Genomic DNA, 21,283 nt, shown 5'->3' with positions numbered 1-21,283 from the left:
GCGGGCGCGGCTCTTATGTGCGGTGCGGCATACGGGCAGTCACCGGCCGCCGAGGCGGAGGCCGCGCCGGCGCCGGCCCGGTTCGGCACATTGGCGGTCGAGGCCCCTTACCGCGTGGCGCAGGCGGCCCAGGCCGCGACGCCTCCGGCCTCGAGCGATCCGATCACCGACCGCTTCGTCGACGAGCTGAACGCCAACACCATCACCATCCTATCGGGCAATCCGAACGGCACCTACCTGTTCTTCGCCTACGACATGTCGGCGGTGCTGGACGACGGCAACAGGCTGCGCGTGCTGCCGGTGATCGGCAAGGGCGCGGCGCAGAACACCAAGGACATCCTTTATCTGCGCAACACCGACATGGGCATCACCCAGTCGGACATCCTGCGCCATTACAGCAATACCGGCGAGGTCGGGCGCAACATCGCCAACCGCCTGCGCTACATCACCCGCCTCTATAACGAGGAAATGCATCTGCTGGTCGCGCCCAATATCAACAAGGTCGAGGATCTGCGCGGCAAGAAGGTGAATTTCAGCGACGCGGGCAGCGGCACACAGATCTCCAACCGCATCATCTTCGACGCGCTGAAAGTGAAGGTCGAGGAGGTCAATATGGGGCAGGAAGACGCCTTCGAGGCGCTGAAACGCGGCGACATCTCGGCAACCGTCCTGTTCGGCGGCAAGCCCGCCGGCGCCTTCGCCCGGATCGAGGCCAATCCCAGCAAATACAAGCTTCTCCCCGTCCCCTATGTGCCGGACCTGCAGGAGGTCTATCTGCCGGCGACCTTCAGCCATGACGATTACCCCAATCTCATCGCCGAAGGGCAGACCGTCGACACCATCGCCGTCGGCGCGGTGCTGGCGGTGTTCAACTGGGCGCCGGGGTCGGAGCGCTACCGGCGGGTGGCGAAATTCACCAAGGCGCTGTTCGAGAATTTCGACAAATTCCTGCAGAAGCCGCGCCATCCGAAATGGAAGGAAGTCAATCTGGCCGCCGAACTGCCGGGCTGGCAGCGTTTCGGCGCGGCGCAGGAGCTGCTCAACAAGCCCGGCAGCGCGCCGGTCAACGCCGCCCAGCTCAAGCGCGATTTCGACCGCTTCCTGACCAATGTCTCCCCGAAGGAGGCCGCGCAAGGCATGAGCGAGGACCGCCGCGAGGAGCTGTTCCGCAGCTTCCTGGAGTGGCAGGGCACGCAGCAGCGTTAGGCGGATCGATAGCAGCATACTCCGCTGTCATTCCCGCGAAGGCGGGAATCCGGTACGTCGCAGCGCTTGTCGCGAATGCGGTGCTATCCCCGCTTTCGCGGTTACGACAATGAACGGGCGCCGCCGGCTAGACCGGCAGGTCGCTGGAGAGCGTCGCGGCGGCGGGGCCTTCGGTCTTCAGCATCCGGCGTTCGCGGTAGAGCAGGTAGAGGCCGGAGGAAATGATCACCGCGCCGCCGGCCAGCGTCCAGCCGCTCGGCAATTGCGAGAACACCGCATAGCCGACGAGGCTCTGGGTGATGAGGCCGAGATAGCTGAAGGGGGCCAGGATCGGGGCCGGGCAGCGGCGATGTGCCAGGATCAGCAGATAATGGCCGAAGCCGCCGGAAATGCCGGTCGAAATCATCAGGCCCCAGGTGAACAGCTCGGCCGGCCATTGCCAGGTCCAGAAGGCGAGCGGCGCCAGCATGACGACGCCGGCGAGCGGCGAATAGACCTGCGTCACCAGCGAGGAATCGTGCGAGGCCAGATAGCGGGTCAGGATGTTGTAGGCGGCGTAAGAGATGGTGGCGCAGAAGGAATAGCTGACCGCCCAGTGGATGCCGCCATAGCCGGGCCGCATCACCAGGATGACGCCTGAAAATCCAACCATGATGGCAATCAGCCGCCGCATGCCGACCCATTCGCCCAGGATCGGGCCGGCCAGCACGGCGACCACGAAGGGCGACAGGAAGAAGATCGTCGCCACCTGATCGAGCTGCAGATATTGCAGCGCGGCGTAGTTGAAGCCGGTGGTCGCGAACAGGAAGATGCCGCGCAGGATCTGCAGGCCCGGCTTGGCCGATTTCATCGAATGGGCGAAATTGCGCGGGCCGAAGACCGCGAGTGTGAAGCCGACATGGCTGACGAAGCGGAACCAGATCGCCTGGAAGATCGGCACGGCGGAGACCGTCACCAGATATTTGGCCGCCGAGTCCAGAAGCGAGAAGGTGGCGATGGCGCAGCACATCAGCAGGATGCCCTGCATCCGCGCGCCCTCATTGGTCAGCAGCCCGGCCTGCGTCGTCATCGAACGTTTCCCCAACCCATGCTTTTGCCCAAGTCTAGACTTAGACCGGCTGGCGGCGAAGGCGTATGTGCGGGCCGCATGGCAGTTATGCATGCGCGGGGCTGGCGGCTGAAAGCAATCCGGCGTGGATTCGTGCCGTGGCCAGACGGTCGCGGCTGCGAGATATTCGACTCATGTGGTATCAACATGCCACGAGACCGCCCAGTTGCTGGGTATTTGATGGATCGGGTGCCGCAAGCTCTGCGGATCGCCCCCAAAATCTGGATGGCCCGATGGCTCTGATCGCTTCCGCCGCCGCGAAACCGCGTGTCCGAGTGAACAATCTTCCAGCGCTTCTGGCCGTGCTCGCCGTCACCGGTCTGGCCGGATGCGGCGGCGGCTCGAGCGCGCCGGCCGGCCTGACCTCGGACGCGCCGATCGCGCTGACGCCGAAGGCGGACGCCTCGCCGGGCGGCGGGGGCGCGCTCGCCGGCAAGGTCAACGAGCCGGAGCTGCGCCGGGCGGTCGAGCTTTACGGCATCACCAAGAAGCGCGATCCAGGCCAGTATGATTTCGCCGGCGTCGATCTGAACGGCGACGGCCGCCCCGAGGCGATTGTGCTGTTCTCGGGCAATGACTGGTGCCAGAAGACCGGCTGCTCGCTTGTGGTGTTCCAGCAGGAAAGCGTCGGCTACCGGGTGGTGTCGCATATGGTCAATGTGCGGCCGGGCGTGATGGTCGGGCCGGAATCGAGCTTCGGCTGGCGCGACCTGATGGTGAAGACCGGCGGCGGCAACGCGCCCTTGCGCACCGTGCGCCTCGGCTTCAGCGGCAAGGGCTATCCGCAGAACGCGCTGCTGCAGCCAGAGCCGGTCGCCGACATGCTGTCGCGCTCGCAGGAAGTCATGCCGGAAAGCCCGGCCTTCGCCGCCGCCAACAACCAGCCGCCGAGCTGAGCGTCGAAGGACTGAGCCAGCGGCCTCCCTCACGCGCCAATGGCTCCGCCATTCGCCGCCCTCTCCCACAAGGGGAGAGGCTGTGCTGAGACTGGAGAGGGCGACCGCTTCAACCGCTTGCGCCGCCTGGCCCTCTCGTCTTACGGGAGAGGGCGGGCGCCGTGAGGCGACCGGGTGAGGAGTGAGCCAAGCGCTCAGCGCCTAACCCTCGACCCGGTACCCGTAAAGCCAATCGTTGCGCGCGCTGAGCAGCCGCTCAGGCGCCGCGCCCAGCGTCAGATTGCGCGCCAGACGCATCGCGCCGCTCATGTGATAGATCTCGCCCATCCTCGCCGACGCTCGCCGCACCCGTCCGACGCGGGCCATCCGGCGTTGTTCATAGGCCCGGAACGCCTCGGCGGGGTCGTCGGGCGTCCGCGCCATCTCGGCGGCGAGGGTTGCCGCGTCCTCGAGCGCCATCACCGCGCCAGATGCCAGGAACGGCATCAGGACATGCGCCGCGTCGCCCATCAGCGTCGCCGCGCCACGGCTCCAGCGCCGCATCGGCGCGAGCTCAAGCAGCGGCCAGCGCATCCAATCCTTGAAGCCGGCGAGGATGCGCAGCGGCTCGTCCGCCCAGCCTGAGAAATGGCGCGCCAGTTCTCCAGTATCGCCGCGCGTTCCCCAGCCCGGCGACGCCGCCTCGCCGCCGACGATCGCCACCGCGTTGACGGGTCCGCCCGGACCGCAGCGGTAATGCAGCATATGCGCGTCCGGCCCGAGCCAGAGATTGACGGCATCGCCGCTCGCCGCGAGGCTCTTTGCGTCAGCCGCCGTCGCGCGCCAGGCGTTGCGGCCGGAAAACACCGGCGCCCGCCCGAACAGGATCGAGCGCAAGCGCGAATGCACCCCATCAGCGGCGACCAGCGCCCGGCCTTCGATCTCTCGCCCATCGTCGGAGCCAGCGGCGATGCCCCGGCCTTGTTCGCGGCAGGCAGTCAGCCGTATCCCGGTCGAAAGCTGGATCTGCGGGCTTCGCGATGCCGCGTCGAGCAGCATACGGTGCAGCACGCGGCGCTCGGCGACGTAATAGGGCGCGCCGTAGCGCGCCAGGGCCTCACGCCCGAGCGGCACCGACGCCAGCCTCCGGCCGGAAAGGCCGTCCCGCAGGATCACCGCCTCGGGCCGGACCGCCCCGGCCTCGAGCGCGTCGCCAAGGCCGAGGCCGATCAATATCCGGCTGCCATTCGGCCCGATCTGGATGCCCGCGCCGCTCTCGCTGAATTCGCGCTCCGCCTCCAGCACATGCACGCCGACGCCGCGCGCCGCGAGAGCCAGCGCCGCCGACAGCCCGCCGATGCCGCCGCCCGCGATCAGCACCGGCCGCGCCCCGGCAGTGCTCATTTGCTCAGACCTGCCGGTCAGGCTGTCTTACGATTATCATCGTGATAGAGACAATATGGCGGATCGGACTGATCCGGCCCAAGGTTGGGATCATAGGTGTAAAGCGTGGAGCAATAGGGGCAGACGATCTGGTCATCGGAGCCCATATCCAGATAGATATGCGGGTGATCCATCGGCGGCCTCGCGCCCATACATTGGAATTCTTTGACGCCGATATGAATCTTCTCCACACCGATATCATTGGTGAAATGGGGCGGACCGTAAGTCGCCATCGCTCGAAATCCCGTGTTTTGCGAATTTGCCGGCCGGATGCTGCCGGATTGGGCCGTTATCCGCAACCGCTTTCTCTTCGTGCGGAATCGCGCAACTCCTATATGCTCTTGCGCGGGCGGGTTAAGGCCCAGAACGGAACGGGCGATGGAGCGGAATAAGATCGGCATAGCGCTTGGCGGCGGTGCGGCGCGCGGCTGGGCGCATATCGGGGTCCTGAAGGCGCTTCTGCAAAGCGGGCTGAAACCCACCGTGATCGCGGGCACCTCGATCGGCGCCGTGGTCGGCGGCTGCCACGCGGCCGGAAAGCTCGATCACCTGGAGGATTTCGTTTCGCAGCTCACCCCGCGCGGCGTGCTGCGCTTCCTCGACCTCGACATCACCGGCGGCGGGCTGATGTCCGGCACGCGGCTCAGCCGCACGCTCGACACCGAGCTGGCCGGCATGCAGATCGAGGATTTGACCAACACTTTCGTCGCCGTTGCCACCGAGATCGGCTCGGGGCGCGAAATCTGGCTCACCAAGGGGCCGCTGGTCGCCGCGATCCGCGCCTCCTACGCGCTGCCGGGCATTTTCCGGCCGATCCAGATCAATGGCCGCTGGCTGATGGACGGGGCCTTCGTCAACCCGGTGCCCGTCGCGGTCTGCCGGGCGATGGGGGCCAATTTCGTCATCGCCGTCAACCTGCATCATGGCGGCGTCTCGCGCACCGCGCTGACGCCGATGCAGGCGACCTCGCTCGAAACGGTGGCGCCGGAGCCCGTGCCCGCGCGGCCGGTGAAGAAGCGGCGCATCCCGATGCTGCGCAACATCTTCAACAAGGGCAATGGCAACAGCGCGCCTGGCATTTCGCGGGTTCTGCTGGAAGCCTTCAACGTCACCCAGGACCGCATCGCCCGCGCCCGCCTCGCCGGCGATCCGCCCGACATCATCATCGCCCCCCGCCTCGGCGGCATGGGGCTGTTCGATTTTCACAAGTCCAAGATCGCCATCGCCGAGGGCTATGAGGCGACCATGCGCCAGCTCGAGGAAATCGAGCAGACCTCGAACGCGCTGGGCTATTGAGCGCCGATATTGGCGCACCCATTTTTGTCATCCCCGCGAGAGCCGGCATCCGGTACGCCGCAGCATCTGTCGCGACCGGAGCCCAACAATTGCGTTTGTCCTTTACTGAATTCCCGCTTTCGCGGGGATGACAAGTGGTGGGGAGGCGGCCTCTAACCCAACATTCCGTCGCCCCGGCCGTCAGAGCCGGGGCCCACTCGCCTCGCCGCTTGCCGCAGCGTTCGCGGAGAGATGATTGGGTCCCGGCTCGCCGCTACGCGGCGTCCGGGACGACGAGTGGAGACCGCTCAGCCGTTCATCGGCAATTGGATGGTGGCGCTGAGGCCGCCTTCGGGGCGGTTCTTGATGGCGATGTCGCCGCCATGGCCGCGCACGATCGAGCGGGCGATCGCCAGCCCCAGCCCGATGCCGCCGGTCTCCTGGCCGCGCGACTGGTCGAGCCGCACGAAAGGCGAGAACACCCGCTGAATGTCCTTCTCGGAAATGCCCGGCCCGTCATCCTCCACCGTGATCCAGACCTCGCGCTGCGGCCCGTTGAGATGCACGCGGGCGCAATTGCCGTGCACCACGGCGTTCTCCACCAGGTTCCGCACCGCCCGTTTCAGGCTCTGCGGCCGGCAGCGATAGAGCATGCGGCCATTGTCCTTGTAGACGACGTTGCGCTCCATGTCGGACTGGTCGGTGCAGACGGCCAGCAGCAGCGCGTTGAGATCGACGATGCGGGTCGGCTCCAGGCTTGCCTCCTCGCGGGCGAAGGCGAGCGCGGCCTCGGCCATGTGCTGCATCTCGTCGAGCGAGGAAAGCATCCGGCCGCGCACCTCCTCGTCCTCGATGAACTCGGCGCGCAGGCGCATGGAGGTGATCGGCGTGCGCAGATCGTGGCCGACGGCGGCGAGCATCTTGGTGCGGTCCAGCACGAAGCGCGACAGCCGCTCGCGCATGTCGTTGAAGGCTTCGATGGCCTGCCGGATCTCCGCCGGGCCGGCCGGGGCCACCGGCGGCACGTCCTCGCCGCGCCCGAGCGCTTCGGCGGCCTGGGCGAGGCCCTTCATGGGACGGGTGATATGGCGGATGATGATGACCAGCGTCGAGCCGAACACGACCAGCATGGTCATCACCGGGATCACGATCAGCGCCAGCGGCGGCGGGTCGAGGCTGTGCGAGACCTCCAGATTGAGCCATTTGCCGTTATTGAGCTGCACCGACGCCTCGAGCCAGGGGTCGAATTCGGGCATCGGCATGTTGCGCCAGCTCGCCAGCCAGTGCTCCATGAGCTGCATCCAGCTCGGCGCCTCGCCGACATCGACGATGATCTTGGCCGGGTCCTTCGGGATCATGCCGCGCAATTCGCGCAGATAGATGGAGTTCTCGTCCATCACCGGCTGCGGGTTGGGCGCCTCGGCGGAGATGTCGAAGGTCAGGCGGCGCGAGTCGAAGGCGTTGATGACCTGGTTCTGCATGGTCTCGGGGGCCTGGTCGAGCAACTCGACCACCGAGGCGATGCGGGAGAGCATGTAATTGGCCCACCAGCGCCGCATGGCGCTCTGGCGCTCGTCGAGCATGATCGTCATCAGCGCGATCTGCGACACCACCAGCGCCAGCATGCCGACCGCGATCAACTGCCCGGCGACGGTGCGGGGGAGGAAGCGCTTCATAGCGGCTCGACCGTCCCGGCGAATTTATAGCCGCCGCCCCAGACCGTCTGGATCAGCTTGGGCGTTTTCGGGTCGTCCTCGATCTTGCGGCGCAGGCGGCTCACCTGATTGTCGATGCTGCGGTCGAACAGATTGGCCATGCGGCCCTTGGTGAGGTCGAGAAGCTGGTCGCGGTTGAGCACCATGTTCGGCCGCTGCAGGAACACCGAAAGCAGCAGGCATTCGCCATGGGAGAGCGGCGTCGTCACCTCGTCCTCGCTGACGATCTCGCGGCGGTCGGGCAGAAAGGTCCATTGGCCGAAGCGGAGTCGCGAATTGAGCTGGGGCTCGCGCGAGACCGGGATGCTCTGCGCCCGCCGCAGCACCGCCTTGATGCGGGCGACCAGCTCGCGCGGGTTGAACGGCTTGCTGACATAATCATCCGCGCCCAGCTCCAGCCCGATGATCCTGTCCGTATCCTCGATCATGGCGGTTAAGAGAATGATCGGCGTATCGTCGGTCTCGCGCACATGGCGGGCGAAGGTCAGCCCATCCTCGCCGGGCATCATGATGTCGAGCACGATCAGGTCGATGGCGCTGGTCTTCAGAAGCTTCTTGGCCTCGGCGGCGTCGGGCGCGGTGGAGACGCGCATGGAATGCTTTCTGAGGAATTTCGCCAACAGGTCGCGGATCTCGCGGTGATCGTCGACGATAAGAATATGGGACATCTGGTCCATCATCATTTACTACCAGTCTCGGCGCGGCGCGGCTTGGAAAAACATGCCGCCTGCCGTCGCGCGGGTCTTGCCTGCCGGCGGGTTCAGCCGTCCGGCGCGTGGCTACAGTGCTGAAAACCTGCAATTTTAAGGTTTTCAGCCTGTACGGATGATGAACTGGAACGGGACGGTTTTGGGGCGCTGGGGTTGCTCGCGCCGAAAGGGGGTGGAGCGAGCTTGCGCGAAAGGGCAGGGGCAGCACCGGGCGGATGCCGCATGGGCGCGGGGTGGCGCAGTCTCATCGGGAAATCGGCTTTGACGGGCCGGCGCGCCCGGCGGAACCGGGCGGGCGCCCTTCGGATCAGCCCGTCTTGATGTAATCCCGCATCGAGGCGGCTTCCAATTCGGCCAGCGCGATGCGCTGCTTCACCACATCGCCGATGGAGACGATGCCGGTCAGCCGGCCGGCGTCGACCACGGGCATGTGCCGGAAGCGGCGCGAGGTCATTTCCTCCATCAGCCAGGCGACCGTGTCGCGATCGGCGCAGGTCATCACTTCCTTGGTCATGTAGTCGCTGACGGGTTCGGACAGCACCTCCGGCCCATGCGCGGCCAGGATGCGCACGATGTCGCGCTCCGAGATGATGCCGCGCACCCGCTTGTCGCCGTCGCAGATGACGGCCGCGCCGATCTTTTTGGCGGCGAGCAGGCCGATCACCTCCTTGACGCTGGTGGACGGTGCGACCGTGGCGACCTCGCGGCCCTTATCCTTCAAAATCATCGCGACATTCATGGCTTTCCTCCTCGGGCACGCCCTTCATGGGGGCAACCCATCGACCTACGTTCGAGCCCGCGTGGCCCGCTCGGTAATCCACCATGATGCGGCACGTTGACGCTGCAAACAAGGCCGACGGCCTTCGCTTTGCGCTGACCTGTTCCGGGATTCTGGGGACAGCGCCGCAAGTAGTGGAAAACGAGCGTGCATCGCTAAGATTATACAATCTACGATTGATCTGATTGGCGGCTTCGCCCAATATCAACCCACGATTGCGTTTCTAAATCGCTTACGCGTAGGGTCACAATGTTCAGTAAGAGTGCAGAGTTCCTGGCGCGCTCCGAGCGCTGCCTGCCGGCCCAGCGAGCGCGCCCATCTGCGCTCGGCCGCACATCCCGCGAGAACTGCAACAGAATCCGCTGGCCCGATAGGGCCGCTGACAAGCGTCCTGCGGCGCCCGCCCAGCAATTCGTCAGCCTCCGTCCAAATCTTCATATAGGTAATAGTATGGATTTCCTAAGACAACTAATGATTGTAAAATTTTAGTCAAATAAATTTGCGGTCGTTTCTCGGCAAATTAGGGGCATTGACTGTGAATTTCTTGTTCCGGAATCTAGTTAAAATAAGAATCGAAACGAACTTCCTCACTTACAGGACTGTCAAAACTCTTTTGCCATTATCTGCTCGGAGCACGAGGAGAGGTCGATGAAGTTTTGGTCCTTGGCAATTCTGATTGGCGCAGCGGCTTACGGGGTCTCCGAGGGCGCCAATGCGCGCAGCATCAGCGTCAGAACTTCTCCGAATGACGAAACGCAGCAAACGCCGGTCTACGGCGCCACCGAGGCGCCGATCGGACATGTCAAATTCTGCTATTACCACGCCGAGGATTGCAGTCCGGGCGATGACGACAGCCGCGAAGTGCTGCTCACCACCAGCCGCTGGACCGAATTGCAGACCGTCAACCGCGAGGTCAACCGTCAGATCAAGCCGATGAGCGATCAGGCGCAGTACGGGGTGCTGGAAAACTGGACCTATCCGACCAGCGGCCGCGGCGATTGCGAGGATTACGTCATTTTAAAACGGCATAAGTTGATGGAACTCGGATGGCCGACCGGCGCTTTGTTGATCACTGTTGTCCGTGACGAGAGCGGAGAGGGCCACGCGGTCCTGACCGTGCGAACCCATCGAGGCGATCTTATTCTCGATAATAAACATTCCGACATCTTGGCATGGAGCAACACGCCCTACACATACATAAAACGGCAATCGGCAACCGACCCGCGCCACTGGGACTCACTCGTCCCCATGCGAGAGGGACCGAACGTCGCGGCGTCTGGTACGGACGCCAGGAAATAGCAATGTAATCCGTATATGAGTTTCGGGCCCGGATCCCTCGCCCCTCATACCCTGCCCCTTCCGGGCTCGTTAGCGAGCCGGCGGCCCCCCAAACGCCGGCTCGCACCCCCTTCTCCCAGGTGCGCCAAGGGGGAATCACACGGATCGCCCGCTTGCGAACGGGGCGCCGCCTTCCAAACTCTCCAAATCTTCACGAAAGATGCCGCACTGAGCACGGCAGAAGTTCAACTTCTCGTGATCTCAAGTTCGACCAAAATCTTCGGAATGCGGTCCAAGGCACTGAGATCACGAAATATTTATCGCCCGCCGGTCGCGGCTCTACGTGCGTAGAGTCAGCCCCTTGGCGAAGCGCCGCCAATTGCGCTGATAGTTCTGCGCGGTCTTGCGCAGCAGGGCGGCTTCCTCCTCGCCGAGCGTGCGCGCCACGCGGCCGGGCGAGCCCATCACCAGCGAATTGTCGGGGATGACCTTGCCTTCCGGAATCAGCGCATGGGCGCCGATGATGCAGTTTCGCCCGATGCGCGCCCCGTTCAGCAGCACCGCCCCCATGCCGATCAGGCTGTTCTCGCCGATGGTGCAGCCATGCAGGATGGCTCCGTGGCCGATGGTGCAGCCGGTGCCGATGGTCAGCGGATAGCCCGGGTCGGTATGCAGCACGCAGCGGTCCTGGACATTGCTGCCTTCGCCGACATGGATCAGCTCATTGTCGCCCCGCAGCACCGCGCCGAACCAGACGCTGCTATTGCGGTCGAGCCTGACCGCGCCGACCACCACCGCGTCTGGCGCGACCCAGAATTCGGCATTGGCGGGCGTAATCGGAGCGATGCCATCCAGATCGTATAGCGGCACGTTGGCGTCCTAGCTCAAGCCGGGGACCGCTCCGAGGGGCAATCGGCCGGAATTCAAGAAATCTGATGCGAAATCGGAAGCGCGCTGATCAGGCGCAAGTATGCAAGAAACCGCGCTGCGCAAACACGCATCGTTTCGATTGTCGTCAATATTCTAGAATACGGCAAGTGCGGGAGATCGGCGGGCGGGACTGCGCATCAGCCCCGGCCCTTGCTCAAGAGGCGAGATCGAGTTCCAGGATGGCCATCTGGAACTGATAGGACACCTCGCCATCCTCATCGTCCCGGTAGACCACGCCGACAAATTCGTCCGCGACATAGACCTCGGCGGAGTCCTTTTTCTTCGGCCGCTGGCGCACGTCGATCGACTCGGTCTGAAAGGTCTTGCGGAGATATTTTTCCAACTGGCTGAGTTCGTCGCGGGTCATTGGGGTTCCTGCCGGGGTGAGCACGAGGGGGGAGGAGGCTTGCTCCCCGCGAAAGCGGAGATGGGCATCGTCCCTTACATCATGCGAAATCAATAAGGCTCAGACATCGTCGTCCGCTGAGGCGATCATGCCCGTCGCTTCAGCGCTCTGTTTCGCCCGTTGCGTCGGAAGCGTCAAGCCCGAGCATCTGGTTCATGGTCCGCCCCGGTTCGGTGCAGCCGGCGACGCCCACCACCCGCGCCGGCACGCCGGCCACCGTTGTGTTCGTCGGCACATCCTTCAGCACCACGCTGCCCGCCGCAACCCGCGCGCAATCCCCCACCGTAATATTGCCTAGGATTTTCGCGCCGGCCCCGATCATCACGCAGCGCCCCACCTTGGGATGCCGGTCGCCATCCTCCTTGCCGCTGCCGCCGAGCGTCACGCCGTGCAGCAGCGAGCTCATATCGCCGATCGCCGCCGTTTCGCCGATGACGATGCCGGTCGCATGATCCAGCATGATGCCGCGCCCGATGCGGGCGGCCGGATGAATGTCGACATCGAAGACGCGCGAGGACTGGCTCTGCAGATAGAGCGCGAAATCCTTCTCGCCATTGGTGAACAGCCAATGGGCGAAGCGATGCGTCTCCAGCGCGTGAAAGCCCTTGTAGTAAAGCAGCGGCTCGATCTGGCGCTTGCAGGCCGGATCGCGGTCCGCGACGGCGGAGAGATCGACGCGGAAGGCGGCGCCGATGCCGGGATCCTCGCCGAGCACGCGCTCAAACGTCTGGCCGATCAGGTCGGCGTTGACGTCGTCATGGCCAAGACGCTGCGCCAGCCGGTGGCAGATGGCGTCTTCGAGGCGGCCGTGATTGAGCACATTGGCCAGGATGAAGCTGGCCAGCGCCGGCTCGCGCCGCGTGATTTCCTCGGCCTCGGCCCTGATCTGCTGCCAGATCGGGTCATAGGCCTGGATCTTGGAACTGTGCTTCTTCGCAGGACTCGGCATGGGTCACTCCCTGTTGGCCCAAGGCTTGGTTTGGCTACCGGATGATCGTTCCGCTTTGTCAGGCTGTGCCGAACCGCCAAACAGAGCAACGCCGCACCGGTCACGCTTGTTCGATCGAGCGGAGATTTATCACGAAACGGGTTCGGCCCCAAGCGCTCGCGGAAGAGGCCGCCGGGAAGCGCAGGCATGAGCAGGGCGCATGGCGGATGCAGCGGGGTCCCGGGCGCCGGTGCGCCGCGCTTTCCCATAAGCGGCCCACGGGCGTCTTTCCGCCCGAGTTCAGCCGCAAACATTCGCCGGTAGACCGCACTGCCGACTGTTTTGCCTGCGAAGATATCCCTGAAGTTGCCGCGTCATTCGCCAAGAAAAAGACCGGTCTTCGAGGGGTGCTGGCCGGAGCCTCGCTCCGGCCCCGGGTGGGAGACAGGCCAACGAAACCGCTGCGGCTCATCGCGTTTAACGCGATCCTAACCATGCTCTTCCTGGAGCTGGCGCTGTTCCTGGCGTCGAAGGCCAATCTGCTTCGCATCGACCTGCCGAGCTACAGCATCGCCAATGCCAAGCCGTTCTGGGCCGATATCGATCCCGCCTTCGGGGTCTGGCATCCGGCGAACAGCCAGTACCGGCACGTCAAATCCTGCTTCGACGTCACCTACGCCAGCAACGCCCACGGCATGCGCGACCGCGCGCGAGATCTGACCGCCGACCAGCCGAGGGTGGTCGTGCTGGGCGACTCGTTCGTGGAGGGCTACGGCGTCGCCGACCGGGAGCGGCTGACCGACCGGCTCGAAGCCCAGACCGGCATTGCGCATCTCAATTTCGGCACCTCCGGCAATTTCGGCGTGACGCAGTCCTGGCTGCTCTACAAGACGCTGGCCAGCCGTTTCGAGCACGACGCCGTCATCCTGAGCGTGCTGCCCGACAATGATTTCGCCGATGATGATTTCGCCAACGCCAAGACGGTGTTCGGTGACCGCTACCGGCCCTATCTGGTCGGCTCCTACCCGGATTACCGGCTGACCTATCATAACGAGACCATGGCCAAGGCTCGCTTGCGCGAATTCGGCCAGGCCTTCGAAGCGGCGCTTAGCGAGTTCACCTACACGGCGAAGGCCTATTCCTATTTCAAAGCCTATTTCAAGGCGCCAAAGCCGGTAGGGCCGGCGGACGGCGCAGCCTTGCCGGCGCCCTCGCTCTATTTCGACTTCACCGAAGCCCAGTTCGACCGCCTCCGCTACGGCATCGAGCAGATCGCCGCCCTGGCGGCGCCCCGGCCGGTGCTGGTCGTCACCATCGCCCGGCGCAGCGACTACCGGCGCGCCGCCCGCGAGCAGCGCGTGCCGCCGCTGGTGGAGCGCCTGTCGGCCCTCAGCGCGAGGCTCAACATCCAATATGTCGATCTGCTGGGCGGCCTGAAGGCCGACGCGCGGCTCGACGGTCTCTTCCACGCCTGCGATCCGCATTGGAATGCAGAGGGCAACGCTGCGGCGGCCGAGGTGATCGGGCGCTGGGACTTTCTCGACCGAAGCGCCCGAACGGTCGCGCAACGCGCTGAATTTTCTCCGCCATTTTAAGCCGGAGGCCGCCGTCCTTCACCTTCCCGCTGCCTGTTCGTTGCTTTTCCCGTCTCCCGCCTTACATATTGTCCGTCGAGCCGAAGCGGGGCATGATCGCGCCGGCGGAACGCATTGCGCCGGCGCGGCGGACAGGGGTTCGGCAAGTAATTCTTCCCACCGCATAGAGAAATCGGACGGCCGCCAACGGCCGGGATTGACGGGTTGAGATGGCGATCAAGGATACCGAACGCTGGATGTGGTCGGAGGCGTGCGAGATGCTGATGCGCGCCGAGCGGCTGCACCGCCAGCTTTTCCAGCCGCAGGCCGGCACCTACCAAGCCCCCGCCTGGGAACCCCCCGCGGATGTTTTCGAGACCGACAGCCATGTCGTCATCTATGTGGCGCTGCCGGGCGTCGACCAGGAGCATGTCGAGCTCGCCATCGAGGGCGCCGAGCTGGTGATTGCCGGCGCGCGCCTCATTCCGGCCGAGCTGCATCACGCCATGGTGCACCGGCTGGAATTGCCGCAAGGCCGCTTCCGCCGCCGCATTCCGCTGCCGCGCGGCCGTTACGACCAGATCGCCAAGCGCATGGCGGATGGATGTCTCGTCATCTCCCTGCGCAAATTCTCCGAGCAACGATAAGGAGCGCCCGACAGTGAGCGCCGACAGTATGGAATTGAAGGGCGAGCAAGCCGAGGAACGCGCGCCGCGCCCGATAGCCGACATCCCCGCCGATGCGATCATCATCTTGCCGGTGCGCGAGACGGTGCTGTTTCCCGGCGTCATCCTGCCGATCACCGTCGGCCGGCGCGGCTCGATCGAGGCCGCCCAGCGCGCCGTCAAGGAGCAGCGCCAGATCGGCATCCTGATGCAGCGCGCCGCCGACATCGCCGAGCCCGGCCCGGTCGATATGCACACGACCGGCGTCGTCGCCAATGTCGTCCGCTACATCACCACGCCCGACGGCTCGCATCACCTGATCTCGCAGGGCGAGCAGCGTTTCCGCGTGGTCGAATTCCTGAATGGCTGGCCGTTCATGGTCGCCCGCATCGCCCGCATCGAGGAGCAGGACGACCGCTCGCCCCAGATGGAGGCGCGCTTCCTGAACTTGCAGCGGATGGCGGTCGAGGCCCTGCAGCTTCTGCCGCAGACGCCCGCCGAGCTGATCAATGCCGTGCAATCGGCGGAGACCGCCGGCGCGCTCGCCGATCTCGTCTCCGCCTATCTCGACATGCGGCCGGAGGAAAAGCAGGAGGTTCTGGAGACCGTCGACGTCTCCGCCCGCATCGAGCGGGTGACGCGCCTGCTCGCCGGACGCATCGAAGTGCTGCGGCTGTCGGCCGAGATCGGCCAGCAGACCAAGGCCGCCATCGACGAGCGCCAGCGCGAGGCGCTGTTGCGCGAGCAGATGGCCGCCATCCAGCGCCAACTCGGCGAGGGCGACGGCAAGGCCGCCGAGGTCGCCGAGCTGAGTAAGGCCATCGCCGATGCCGGCATGCCGCCCGAGGTCGAGGAGCAGGCCAAGAAAGAGCTGCGCCGCCTCGAGCGCACGCCCGAGGCCGCCGCCGATTACGGCATCATCCGCAATTACCTCGACTGGCTGATCGATCTCCCCTGGAAGCTTCCCGAGGAAAAGCCGATCGACATCGCCGAGGCGCGCCGCATTCTCGACGAGGACCATTTCGGACTCGAAAAGATCAAGCAGCGCATCGTCGAATTCCTCGCCGTGCGCAAGCTCGCCCCCGCCGGCCGCTCGCCGATCCTGTGCTTCGTCGGACCGCCCGGCGTCGGCAAGACCTCGCTCGGCCAGTCGATCGCACGCGCCATGCAGCGCCCGTTCACGCGCATCGCGCTCGGCGGCGTGCATGACGAGGCGGAAATTCGCGGCCACCGGCGCACCTATATCGGCGCGCTGCCGGGCAACATCATCCAGGGCATCCGCAAGGCGAAAGCCCGCAATTGCGTGATGATGCTCGACGAGATCGACAAGCTGGGGCAGGGCGTGCAGGGCAGCCCCTCCGCCGCGCTGCTGGAAGTGCTCGACCCCGAGCAGAACAACAGTTTTCGCGACAATTATCTCGGCGTGCCCTTCGACCTGAGTAAAGTGGTCTTCCTGACCACGGCGAACGTGCTCGACGGCATCCCCGAGCCGCTGCTCGACCGCATGGAGATCGTCCAGCTCGCCGGTTATACCCAGAACGAGAAGCTGCAGATCGCCCGCCGCTTCCTGGTCAAGCGCCAGCTCGAGGCGACCGGCCTCAGCGCCGATCAGGCCGAGATCAGCGACGAGGCGCTCGCCATTATCGCCCGCGACTACACTTATGAGGCGGGCGTGCGCAATCTGGAGCGTCAGATCGGGCAGGTCATGCGCCATGCCGCGCTGCGCATCGCCGAGGGCAGCGCCACCCATGTCCGCATCGAGCCGTCGGATATCCCGGCCATCCTCGGCGCGCCGCGCTTCGAGAACGAAGTCGCCATGCGCACCAGCGTGCCGGGCGTGGCCACCGGCCTTGCCTGGACGCGGGCGGGCGGCGACATCCTGTTCATCGAGGCGACGCGCTCATCCGGCAGCGGCAAGCTGATCCTCACCGGCCAGCTCGGCGATGTCATGCGCGAGAGCGCGCAGGCGGCGCTGAGCCTCGTCAAGAACCGCGCCACCGATATCGGCATCGATCCGGACGTCTTTAACAAGATCGACATCCATATCCACCTTCCGGCCGGCGCCATCCCGAAGGACGGACCGAGCGCGGGCGTCGCCCTGTTCTCCTCGCTGGTCTCGCTCCTGACCGGCCGCCATGTGCGCAGCGACACCGCCATGACCGGCGAGATCAGTTTGCGCGGCCTGGTGCTGCCGGTCGGCGGCATCAAGGAGAAGACCGCCGCCGCCGTGCGCGCCGGGATCACCCGCGTGGTGCTGCCCGCGCGCAACAAGAAGGATCTGGAGGACATCTCGGAGGACGTGCGCTCGAAGCTGGAATTCATCTGGGCGGCGGAAGTCGGCGATGTGCTGACCGCCGTGCTGGACGAGACGCAGGCGCCGGTCATCGCCAGCGCCTGAGGCGTTCCGCGCGATCAAACGAAAACGGCCTCCGAGTGGAGGCCGTTTCATTCGTGCTGGCGGGTGCCGCTTCAATCGCAGCCGTGATATCGCAGGCAGCCGTAGAAATCGTCGGTGCCGCGGCCCCAATTCTCGGCGCAGGTATGGCGCCAGTCGCGGCAGCTATTCTCCGAATGCCGCTCCTTATATTCGACATAGGCCTCCCAGCAGCCCTTCCACTGCATACATTTGCGGAATTCATAGCCGCCGTCGGAGAAATGCCGGCACTTGAAATATTGCCGCACGCAATAGTCGCGATAGTCGACCTTGGTGGCTGGTGACGCGGCGGTGAAATCCTTCAGCGTCAATGTGGGGGCGGATGGCTGCGTGGCGGAGGCGCCGCCCGCGAGCGAAAGGCTGAGCAGAATGGCAAGGAACGCGGTCGTCAGATAGCGCATGGACAACTCCCATTGGTTGGCGCGTCTGCGGGATGCCGGCGGCGGAGCGCGCTGGCAAGCGGCCGGTTCGTGCTGGTCATTGCCGATGAAAGAGCGCCCGGCAATCCCCGCCTCTCGCCCGCGTCCCAAGGCCCCGATATCCGCTAGCTCGCGGAGGCTAGGCCGCTGGCGCTGAACCGAAAATGAACCTTTCCGCCGCAAAACTCACAGCGCTCGGGCGTGCGGTAAGTCACCCGACGCGCCTGTTTCATAAGCGTAAAACGCCTCTATCTTTCAGACGCGCACCACCTTACGATTTCAGCCAATGCGCCTCTCGCGCTTTCAAAAACGGGGCGGTGCGGGCGGCAAGCCAAATCCGCTCGGCGCCAGAGCCTTGGAGGATATGCCGATGACCGCTCTCAAATCCGAACAGCCCGGCGCCGCCGCCGCGCGCCTCGCCTCCGGCTGGGACGACCTTTTGCTGCTGGAGGATCAGCTCACCGAGGAAGAGCGGCTGGTGCGCGACACCGCGCGCGGCTATGCCCAGGACAAGCTGATGCCGCGCGTCATCAGCGCCTACCGCGAAGAGCACTTCGACCGTGAGATCATGACCGAGATGGGCACGCTGGGCCTGCTCGGCGCGACCATCCCGGAAGCCTATGGCGGGGCAGGGCTCGGCTATGTCTCTTACGGGCTGGTGGCGCGCGAAGTCGAGCGCGTCGACAGCGGCTACCGCTCGGCGATGAGCGTGCAGTCCTCGCTGGTGATGTATCCGATCCATGCCTATGGCAGCGAGGCGCAGCGGCTGAAATATCTGCCCAAACTGGCCTCGGGCGAATGGGTCGGCTGCTTCGGCCTCACCGAGCCGGATGCGGGCTCCGATCCGGGCGGCATGCGCACCCGGGCGGAAAGGGTCGATGGCGGCTACCGGCTGAACGGGGCCAAGACCTGGATTTCCAACAGCCCGATCGCCGATGTCGCCGTGGTCTGGGCCAAGTCGCCGGTGCATGGCGACCAGATCCGCGGCTTCCTGGTCGAGCGCGGCACCCCCGGCTTCTCGACGCCCAAGATCGAGGGCAAGCTGTCGCTGCGCGCCTCGATCACCGGCGAGATCGTGCTGGAAGACGCCTTCGTGCCGGAGGAGAATTTGCTGCCGAACGCCTCCGGCCTGAAGGGGCCGTTCGGCTGCCTCAACCGCGCGCGTTACGGCATCGCCTGGGGCGCGCTCGGCGCGGCTGAATTCTGCTGGCACCGCGCGCTCGCCTATACGCTCGACCGCAAGCAATTCGGCCGCCCGCTCGCCGCCAACCAGCTCATCCAGAAGAAGCTCGCCGACATGCAGACCGAGATCACCATCGGCCTGCAAGCGGTGCTGCGCGCCGGTCGGCTCTACGACGAGGACCGGCTGCCGGTCGACGCGATCTCACTGCTGAAGCGCAATAGCTGCGGCAAGGCGCTCGCCATCGCCCGCGAGGCCCGCGACATGCATGGAGGAAATGGCATTTCCGAGGAGTATCACGTGATGCGCGTCTCGCAGAATCTGGAGACGGTGAACACCTATGAGGGCACCCATGACGTGCACGCGCTGATCCTGGGACGCGGTCAGACGGGGATACAGGCGTATTTCTGAGCGGACACGTCGGGTCGCGCTTAATGCGGCCATTGCTGAAAGTCGTAACGACAGTCAGCGGCGCCCCGACATATTTTCAGGGGGTGCGCAGCAAGACTGTCACCGGCTCCCCTCTGGGATAGCTTACGACCTGATCGGGCAAGGTCCATGCGGCAAGCGACTCGGGTCCGCCAACCCGGTGCAAGCCGGCATCCGTCAATTGCAGCGCCAACAGGTTAAGCATCGCTTTCACATCCGATGGCCAGTCCGATGAGACCCAAGGGAGGTTCGCTGCAAGCCCCCAGTAATCCCACGGCTTGAGTTCAAGCTTTCGTAACGCCGCCATGTCGCGAAACAGGCTTCCGGCGATGAACCACTCGCCTTGCAGGTTGAGACTGCAGACGCCGAAACGACCGCCATGCGCCGGGTCGTCAGCCACGCGCCGCCACGCCTCGCCTGCCGTAAGAAACCGTGTGCCGGGAACGTCGGTCGGATCGAAATCCAACTGACCGCCCGCGGCAAACTCCACGTCAAATCTGTTCCAGCGCTGACCGTCGTGCCATTCGCAAATCCAATGGTCCTCCCAACGGTCCGGCACGATGTAGTCAGCGAAACCGACGCGCAGACGCGCCGGGATGCCCTCTGCCCGGAAGCGGCTGACGGCCATGATCGCGAAATCCCGGCAGACGCCGCCCACCTTTGGCGCCGAACTCTCCCCTGCGCGCAAGCTTTGCTTCGACGCAACGGCCAGGATCTCCGCGACCGAGCGGAGTTCCAGATGTGCAGCCTGTTCCGGACTGAAGCCGTTGAGCCTCGACTCGGCCCCACGCGGATGCTGGAGAAACGAAGCGGCCCACTCGGCGATTGCCTTCGGAGTGCGATCAACGCCCGATAAGATATCGAGATTTGTTCCCGGATGGGAATAGCAGCTATGTGATGCGTAGAAGCTCAGAAACATACCGTCCCTCTCCGGCCGCAAGATCGAGACACGATAAGGAGGGCAAATTTTCAGAATTTGTCAATTCGCTGCATAAGCGGCGCAATCCAGATCCGCTCAACGCGGAAGAGCCGATCGGCTTCGTCGAATTGCAGGAGGGCGCGATCGCCACGGGAGGCGCGCGGCCGTGAACGATGCCTGAGAGTGGGCCGTCGTGAAATGCCCCCGGCCGAGCCGGGGGCATCGTGCTTACTGCGTGGCGCGCGCGGCCTTGTCGATCAGGTCCGCGACCGCGTCCGGCTGGGACAGGAAGACGGCGTGGCTGGCCTTGACCTCGACACTGGTGCTGCCGGCGCGCTTCGCCATCATCCGCATCAGGTCCGGGTGAATGGCGCGGTCGTCGGCGGCGATCAGCGCCCAGCTCTTTTTGCTCTTCCACGCAGGCTGCTTGATCTTGGTCTCGAAGGCCGCCTTGGACGGGAAGACCTGAGAGTTCGCCATGAACCTGGCCTCCGCGGCGGGGACATCGGCCGCGAAATCGGCGGCATAGACTTTTGGATCGAGATAGAGGAAGCCGTCCTCGGTGGCCTTGATGCCGGTCGTCGCGGCCGGGGTTTTGCCGGCGAGGTCGAGCAGGGTTTCGCCGGCATCGGGCTGGAACGCCGCGATATAGACGAGACCGGCGACGGTCTTGGCATTGCCCGCCTCGGTGATGATCATGCCGCCATAGCTATGGCCGACCAGGATCGAGGGGCCGTTCTGCAAGTCGAGAATGCGATGGGTGGCCTTGACGTCATCCTCCAGCGTCGTCATCGGCGGCTGCACGACGGTGACGTTGTAGGATTTGGCGGCGAGCAGGTCGTGGACCTTGCGCCATCCCGAACCATCCGCCAGGGCGCCGTGGACGATGACGATATTCTTGACGGGCTCGGCCGCGTTGGCCGCCGGGCCTGAGGCAAGCGCCGCACTCATGATGCCCACCAGGAGCAGCGAAGACCGAAACAATTCCATGTTATTTTCTCCATCTGTTTG

Annotated in this window: 20 protein-coding genes; 8 read left to right on the top strand and 12 right to left on the bottom strand. The window is 65.0% G+C overall.

What is annotated here, in order from left to right; all coding sequences use genetic code 11:
- Positions 1-15: 15 nt before the first annotated feature.
- Positions 16-1,206: a TAXI family TRAP transporter solute-binding subunit gene (locus tag BLEFHOIH_RS18255; RefSeq protein ID WP_170937245.1), complete on the top strand. Its 1,191-nt coding sequence runs from the start codon at positions 16-18 to the stop codon at positions 1,204-1,206.
- A 127-nt stretch (positions 1,207-1,333) separates the two neighbouring features.
- Here the strand turns inward: BLEFHOIH_RS18255 and BLEFHOIH_RS18250 are convergent, their stop codons facing one another.
- The gene (locus tag BLEFHOIH_RS18250; RefSeq protein ID WP_088347454.1) at positions 1,334-2,275 is read right to left on the bottom strand and encodes a DMT family transporter; all 942 of its coding nucleotides are present in this window, start codon (positions 2,273-2,275) and stop codon (positions 1,334-1,336) included.
- A gap of 272 nt (positions 2,276-2,547) precedes the next feature.
- Here BLEFHOIH_RS18250 and BLEFHOIH_RS18245 point away from each other — a divergent pair, with 272 nt between their 5' ends.
- A complete protein-coding gene (locus BLEFHOIH_RS18245) occupies positions 2,548-3,210 on the top strand; it encodes a hypothetical protein (RefSeq protein WP_088347453.1) in 663 nt (220 codons plus the stop codon).
- 201 nt (positions 3,211-3,411) lie between these two features.
- On the opposite strand, the gene BLEFHOIH_RS18240 is transcribed toward BLEFHOIH_RS18245, so the two are convergent.
- Both BLEFHOIH_RS18240 and BLEFHOIH_RS18235 read right to left on the bottom strand, forming a co-directional pair.
- Complete coding sequence (locus tag BLEFHOIH_RS18240) at positions 3,412-4,593, bottom strand: FAD-dependent monooxygenase (RefSeq protein ID WP_088347452.1); 1,182 nt, start codon at positions 4,591-4,593, stop codon at positions 3,412-3,414.
- Between the two features lie 17 nt (positions 4,594-4,610).
- Positions 4,611-4,865, bottom strand: a complete 255-nt coding sequence (locus tag BLEFHOIH_RS18235) for a zinc-finger domain-containing protein (RefSeq protein WP_088347451.1) — start codon at positions 4,863-4,865, stop codon at positions 4,611-4,613.
- 145 nt (positions 4,866-5,010) lie between these two features.
- Here BLEFHOIH_RS18235 and BLEFHOIH_RS18230 point away from each other — a divergent pair, with 145 nt between their 5' ends.
- Positions 5,011-5,928, top strand: coding sequence for a patatin-like phospholipase family protein (locus BLEFHOIH_RS18230; RefSeq protein ID WP_088347450.1), 918 nt, complete (start codon positions 5,011-5,013; stop codon positions 5,926-5,928).
- Between the two features lie 287 nt (positions 5,929-6,215).
- Here BLEFHOIH_RS18230 and BLEFHOIH_RS18225 read toward each other — a convergent pair whose 3' ends face one another.
- The 3 genes from BLEFHOIH_RS18225 to BLEFHOIH_RS18215 form a co-directional block, all read right to left on the bottom strand.
- Positions 6,216-7,583, bottom strand: coding sequence for an ATP-binding protein (locus BLEFHOIH_RS18225; RefSeq protein ID WP_088347449.1), 1,368 nt, complete (start codon positions 7,581-7,583; stop codon positions 6,216-6,218).
- Complete coding sequence (locus BLEFHOIH_RS18220; protein WP_088347529.1) at positions 7,580-8,299, bottom strand: response regulator; 720 nt, start codon at positions 8,297-8,299, stop codon at positions 7,580-7,582. The genes BLEFHOIH_RS18225 and BLEFHOIH_RS18220 overlap by 4 nt, the downstream gene beginning before the upstream one ends.
- A gap of 340 nt (positions 8,300-8,639) precedes the next feature.
- Entirely contained in the window at positions 8,640-9,071 is a 432-nt protein-coding gene (locus BLEFHOIH_RS18215; RefSeq protein ID WP_088347448.1) for a CBS domain-containing protein, read from the bottom strand.
- 687 nt (positions 9,072-9,758) lie between these two features.
- Here BLEFHOIH_RS18215 and BLEFHOIH_RS18210 point away from each other — a divergent pair.
- On the top strand, positions 9,759-10,409 hold the full coding sequence (locus tag BLEFHOIH_RS18210; RefSeq protein WP_088347447.1) for a transglutaminase-like cysteine peptidase: 651 nt from the start codon (positions 9,759-9,761) through the stop codon (positions 10,407-10,409).
- A 318-nt stretch (positions 10,410-10,727) separates the two neighbouring features.
- Here the strand turns inward: BLEFHOIH_RS18210 and BLEFHOIH_RS18205 are convergent, their stop codons facing one another.
- From BLEFHOIH_RS18205 to cysE, 3 genes are all read right to left on the bottom strand, one after another.
- Complete coding sequence (locus BLEFHOIH_RS18205) at positions 10,728-11,258, bottom strand: gamma carbonic anhydrase family protein (protein ID WP_088347446.1); 531 nt, start codon at positions 11,256-11,258, stop codon at positions 10,728-10,730.
- 214 nt (positions 11,259-11,472) lie between these two features.
- Positions 11,473-11,685, bottom strand: a complete 213-nt coding sequence (locus BLEFHOIH_RS18200) for a DUF3126 family protein (protein WP_088347445.1) — start codon at positions 11,683-11,685, stop codon at positions 11,473-11,475.
- Between the two features lie 139 nt (positions 11,686-11,824).
- Positions 11,825-12,673 carry a serine O-acetyltransferase gene (cysE, locus tag BLEFHOIH_RS18195; protein ID WP_088347444.1) on the bottom strand — a complete coding sequence of 283 codons (849 nt, stop codon included), beginning with the start codon at positions 12,671-12,673 and terminating at the stop codon, positions 11,825-11,827.
- A 473-nt stretch (positions 12,674-13,146) separates the two neighbouring features.
- Between cysE and BLEFHOIH_RS18190 the strand changes: the two genes are divergently transcribed.
- From BLEFHOIH_RS18190 to lon, 3 genes are all read left to right on the top strand, one after another.
- On the top strand, positions 13,147-14,247 hold the full coding sequence (locus BLEFHOIH_RS18190) for an SGNH/GDSL hydrolase family protein (protein ID WP_088347443.1): 1,101 nt from the start codon (positions 13,147-13,149) through the stop codon (positions 14,245-14,247).
- 209 nt (positions 14,248-14,456) lie between these two features.
- Entirely contained in the window at positions 14,457-14,873 is a 417-nt protein-coding gene (locus BLEFHOIH_RS18185; RefSeq protein WP_088347442.1) for an Hsp20/alpha crystallin family protein, read from the top strand.
- 28 nt (positions 14,874-14,901) lie between these two features.
- The gene (gene lon, locus BLEFHOIH_RS18180) at positions 14,902-17,289 is read left to right on the top strand and encodes an endopeptidase La (protein WP_088347441.1); all 2,388 of its coding nucleotides are present in this window, start codon (positions 14,902-14,904) and stop codon (positions 17,287-17,289) included.
- A 71-nt stretch (positions 17,290-17,360) separates the two neighbouring features.
- On the opposite strand, the gene BLEFHOIH_RS18175 is transcribed toward lon, so the two are convergent.
- Entirely contained in the window at positions 17,361-17,726 is a 366-nt protein-coding gene (locus tag BLEFHOIH_RS18175) for a hypothetical protein (protein ID WP_088347440.1), read from the bottom strand.
- Between the two features lie 388 nt (positions 17,727-18,114).
- Between BLEFHOIH_RS18175 and BLEFHOIH_RS18170 the strand changes: the two genes are divergently transcribed.
- On the top strand, positions 18,115-19,335 hold the full coding sequence (locus tag BLEFHOIH_RS18170; RefSeq protein WP_088347528.1) for an acyl-CoA dehydrogenase: 1,221 nt from the start codon (positions 18,115-18,117) through the stop codon (positions 19,333-19,335).
- A 76-nt stretch (positions 19,336-19,411) separates the two neighbouring features.
- Here BLEFHOIH_RS18170 and BLEFHOIH_RS18165 read toward each other — a convergent pair whose 3' ends face one another.
- Complete coding sequence (locus BLEFHOIH_RS18165) at positions 19,412-20,272, bottom strand: transglutaminase-like domain-containing protein (protein ID WP_088347439.1); 861 nt, start codon at positions 20,270-20,272, stop codon at positions 19,412-19,414.
- A gap of 228 nt (positions 20,273-20,500) precedes the next feature.
- Positions 20,501-21,223 carry an alpha/beta hydrolase gene (locus BLEFHOIH_RS18160; RefSeq protein WP_088347527.1) on the bottom strand — a complete coding sequence of 241 codons (723 nt, stop codon included), beginning with the start codon at positions 21,221-21,223 and terminating at the stop codon, positions 20,501-20,503.
- Positions 21,224-21,283 lie beyond the last annotated feature (60 nt).

This window comes from Rhodomicrobium sp. R_RK_3, from assembly GCF_002198715.1.
In the GTDB taxonomy this organism is placed as follows: Bacteria; Pseudomonadota; Alphaproteobacteria; order Rhizobiales; family Rhodomicrobiaceae; genus R-RK-3.
The sequence above is the reverse complement of the archived record's forward strand: the minus strand, read 5'-3'. Positions and strand labels throughout refer to the sequence as shown.

Coding starts and splice junctions, on each gene's coding strand:
- BLEFHOIH_RS18255 (WP_170937245.1), top strand. CDS start 16: ATGTGCGGTGCGGCATACGGGCAGTCACCGGCCGCCGAGGCGGAGGCC.
- BLEFHOIH_RS18250 (WP_088347454.1), bottom strand. CDS start 2,275: ATGACGACGCAGGCCGGGCTGCTGACCAATGAGGGCGCGCGGATGCAG.
- BLEFHOIH_RS18245 (WP_088347453.1), top strand. CDS start 2,548: ATGGCTCTGATCGCTTCCGCCGCCGCGAAACCGCGTGTCCGAGTGAAC.
- BLEFHOIH_RS18240 (WP_088347452.1), bottom strand. CDS start 4,593: ATGAGCACTGCCGGGGCGCGGCCGGTGCTGATCGCGGGCGGCGGCATC.
- BLEFHOIH_RS18235 (WP_088347451.1), bottom strand. CDS start 4,865: ATGGCGACTTACGGTCCGCCCCATTTCACCAATGATATCGGTGTGGAG.
- BLEFHOIH_RS18230 (WP_088347450.1), top strand. CDS start 5,011: ATGGAGCGGAATAAGATCGGCATAGCGCTTGGCGGCGGTGCGGCGCGC.
- BLEFHOIH_RS18225 (WP_088347449.1), bottom strand. CDS start 7,583: ATGAAGCGCTTCCTCCCCCGCACCGTCGCCGGGCAGTTGATCGCGGTC.
- BLEFHOIH_RS18220 (WP_088347529.1), bottom strand. CDS start 8,299: ATGGACCAGATGTCCCATATTCTTATCGTCGACGATCACCGCGAGATC.
- BLEFHOIH_RS18215 (WP_088347448.1), bottom strand. CDS start 9,071: ATGAATGTCGCGATGATTTTGAAGGATAAGGGCCGCGAGGTCGCCACG.
- BLEFHOIH_RS18210 (WP_088347447.1), top strand. CDS start 9,759: ATGAAGTTTTGGTCCTTGGCAATTCTGATTGGCGCAGCGGCTTACGGG.
- BLEFHOIH_RS18200 (WP_088347445.1), bottom strand. CDS start 11,685: ATGACCCGCGACGAACTCAGCCAGTTGGAAAAATATCTCCGCAAGACC.
- cysE (WP_088347444.1), bottom strand. CDS start 12,673: ATGCCGAGTCCTGCGAAGAAGCACAGTTCCAAGATCCAGGCCTATGAC.
- BLEFHOIH_RS18190 (WP_088347443.1), top strand. CDS start 13,147: ATGCTCTTCCTGGAGCTGGCGCTGTTCCTGGCGTCGAAGGCCAATCTG.
- BLEFHOIH_RS18185 (WP_088347442.1), top strand. CDS start 14,457: ATGGCGATCAAGGATACCGAACGCTGGATGTGGTCGGAGGCGTGCGAG.
- lon (WP_088347441.1), top strand. CDS start 14,902: ATGGAATTGAAGGGCGAGCAAGCCGAGGAACGCGCGCCGCGCCCGATA.
- BLEFHOIH_RS18175 (WP_088347440.1), bottom strand. CDS start 17,726: ATGCGCTATCTGACGACCGCGTTCCTTGCCATTCTGCTCAGCCTTTCG.
- BLEFHOIH_RS18170 (WP_088347528.1), top strand. CDS start 18,115: ATGACCGCTCTCAAATCCGAACAGCCCGGCGCCGCCGCCGCGCGCCTC.
- BLEFHOIH_RS18165 (WP_088347439.1), bottom strand. CDS start 20,272: ATGTTTCTGAGCTTCTACGCATCACATAGCTGCTATTCCCATCCGGGA.
- BLEFHOIH_RS18160 (WP_088347527.1), bottom strand. CDS start 21,223: ATGAGTGCGGCGCTTGCCTCAGGCCCGGCGGCCAACGCGGCCGAGCCC.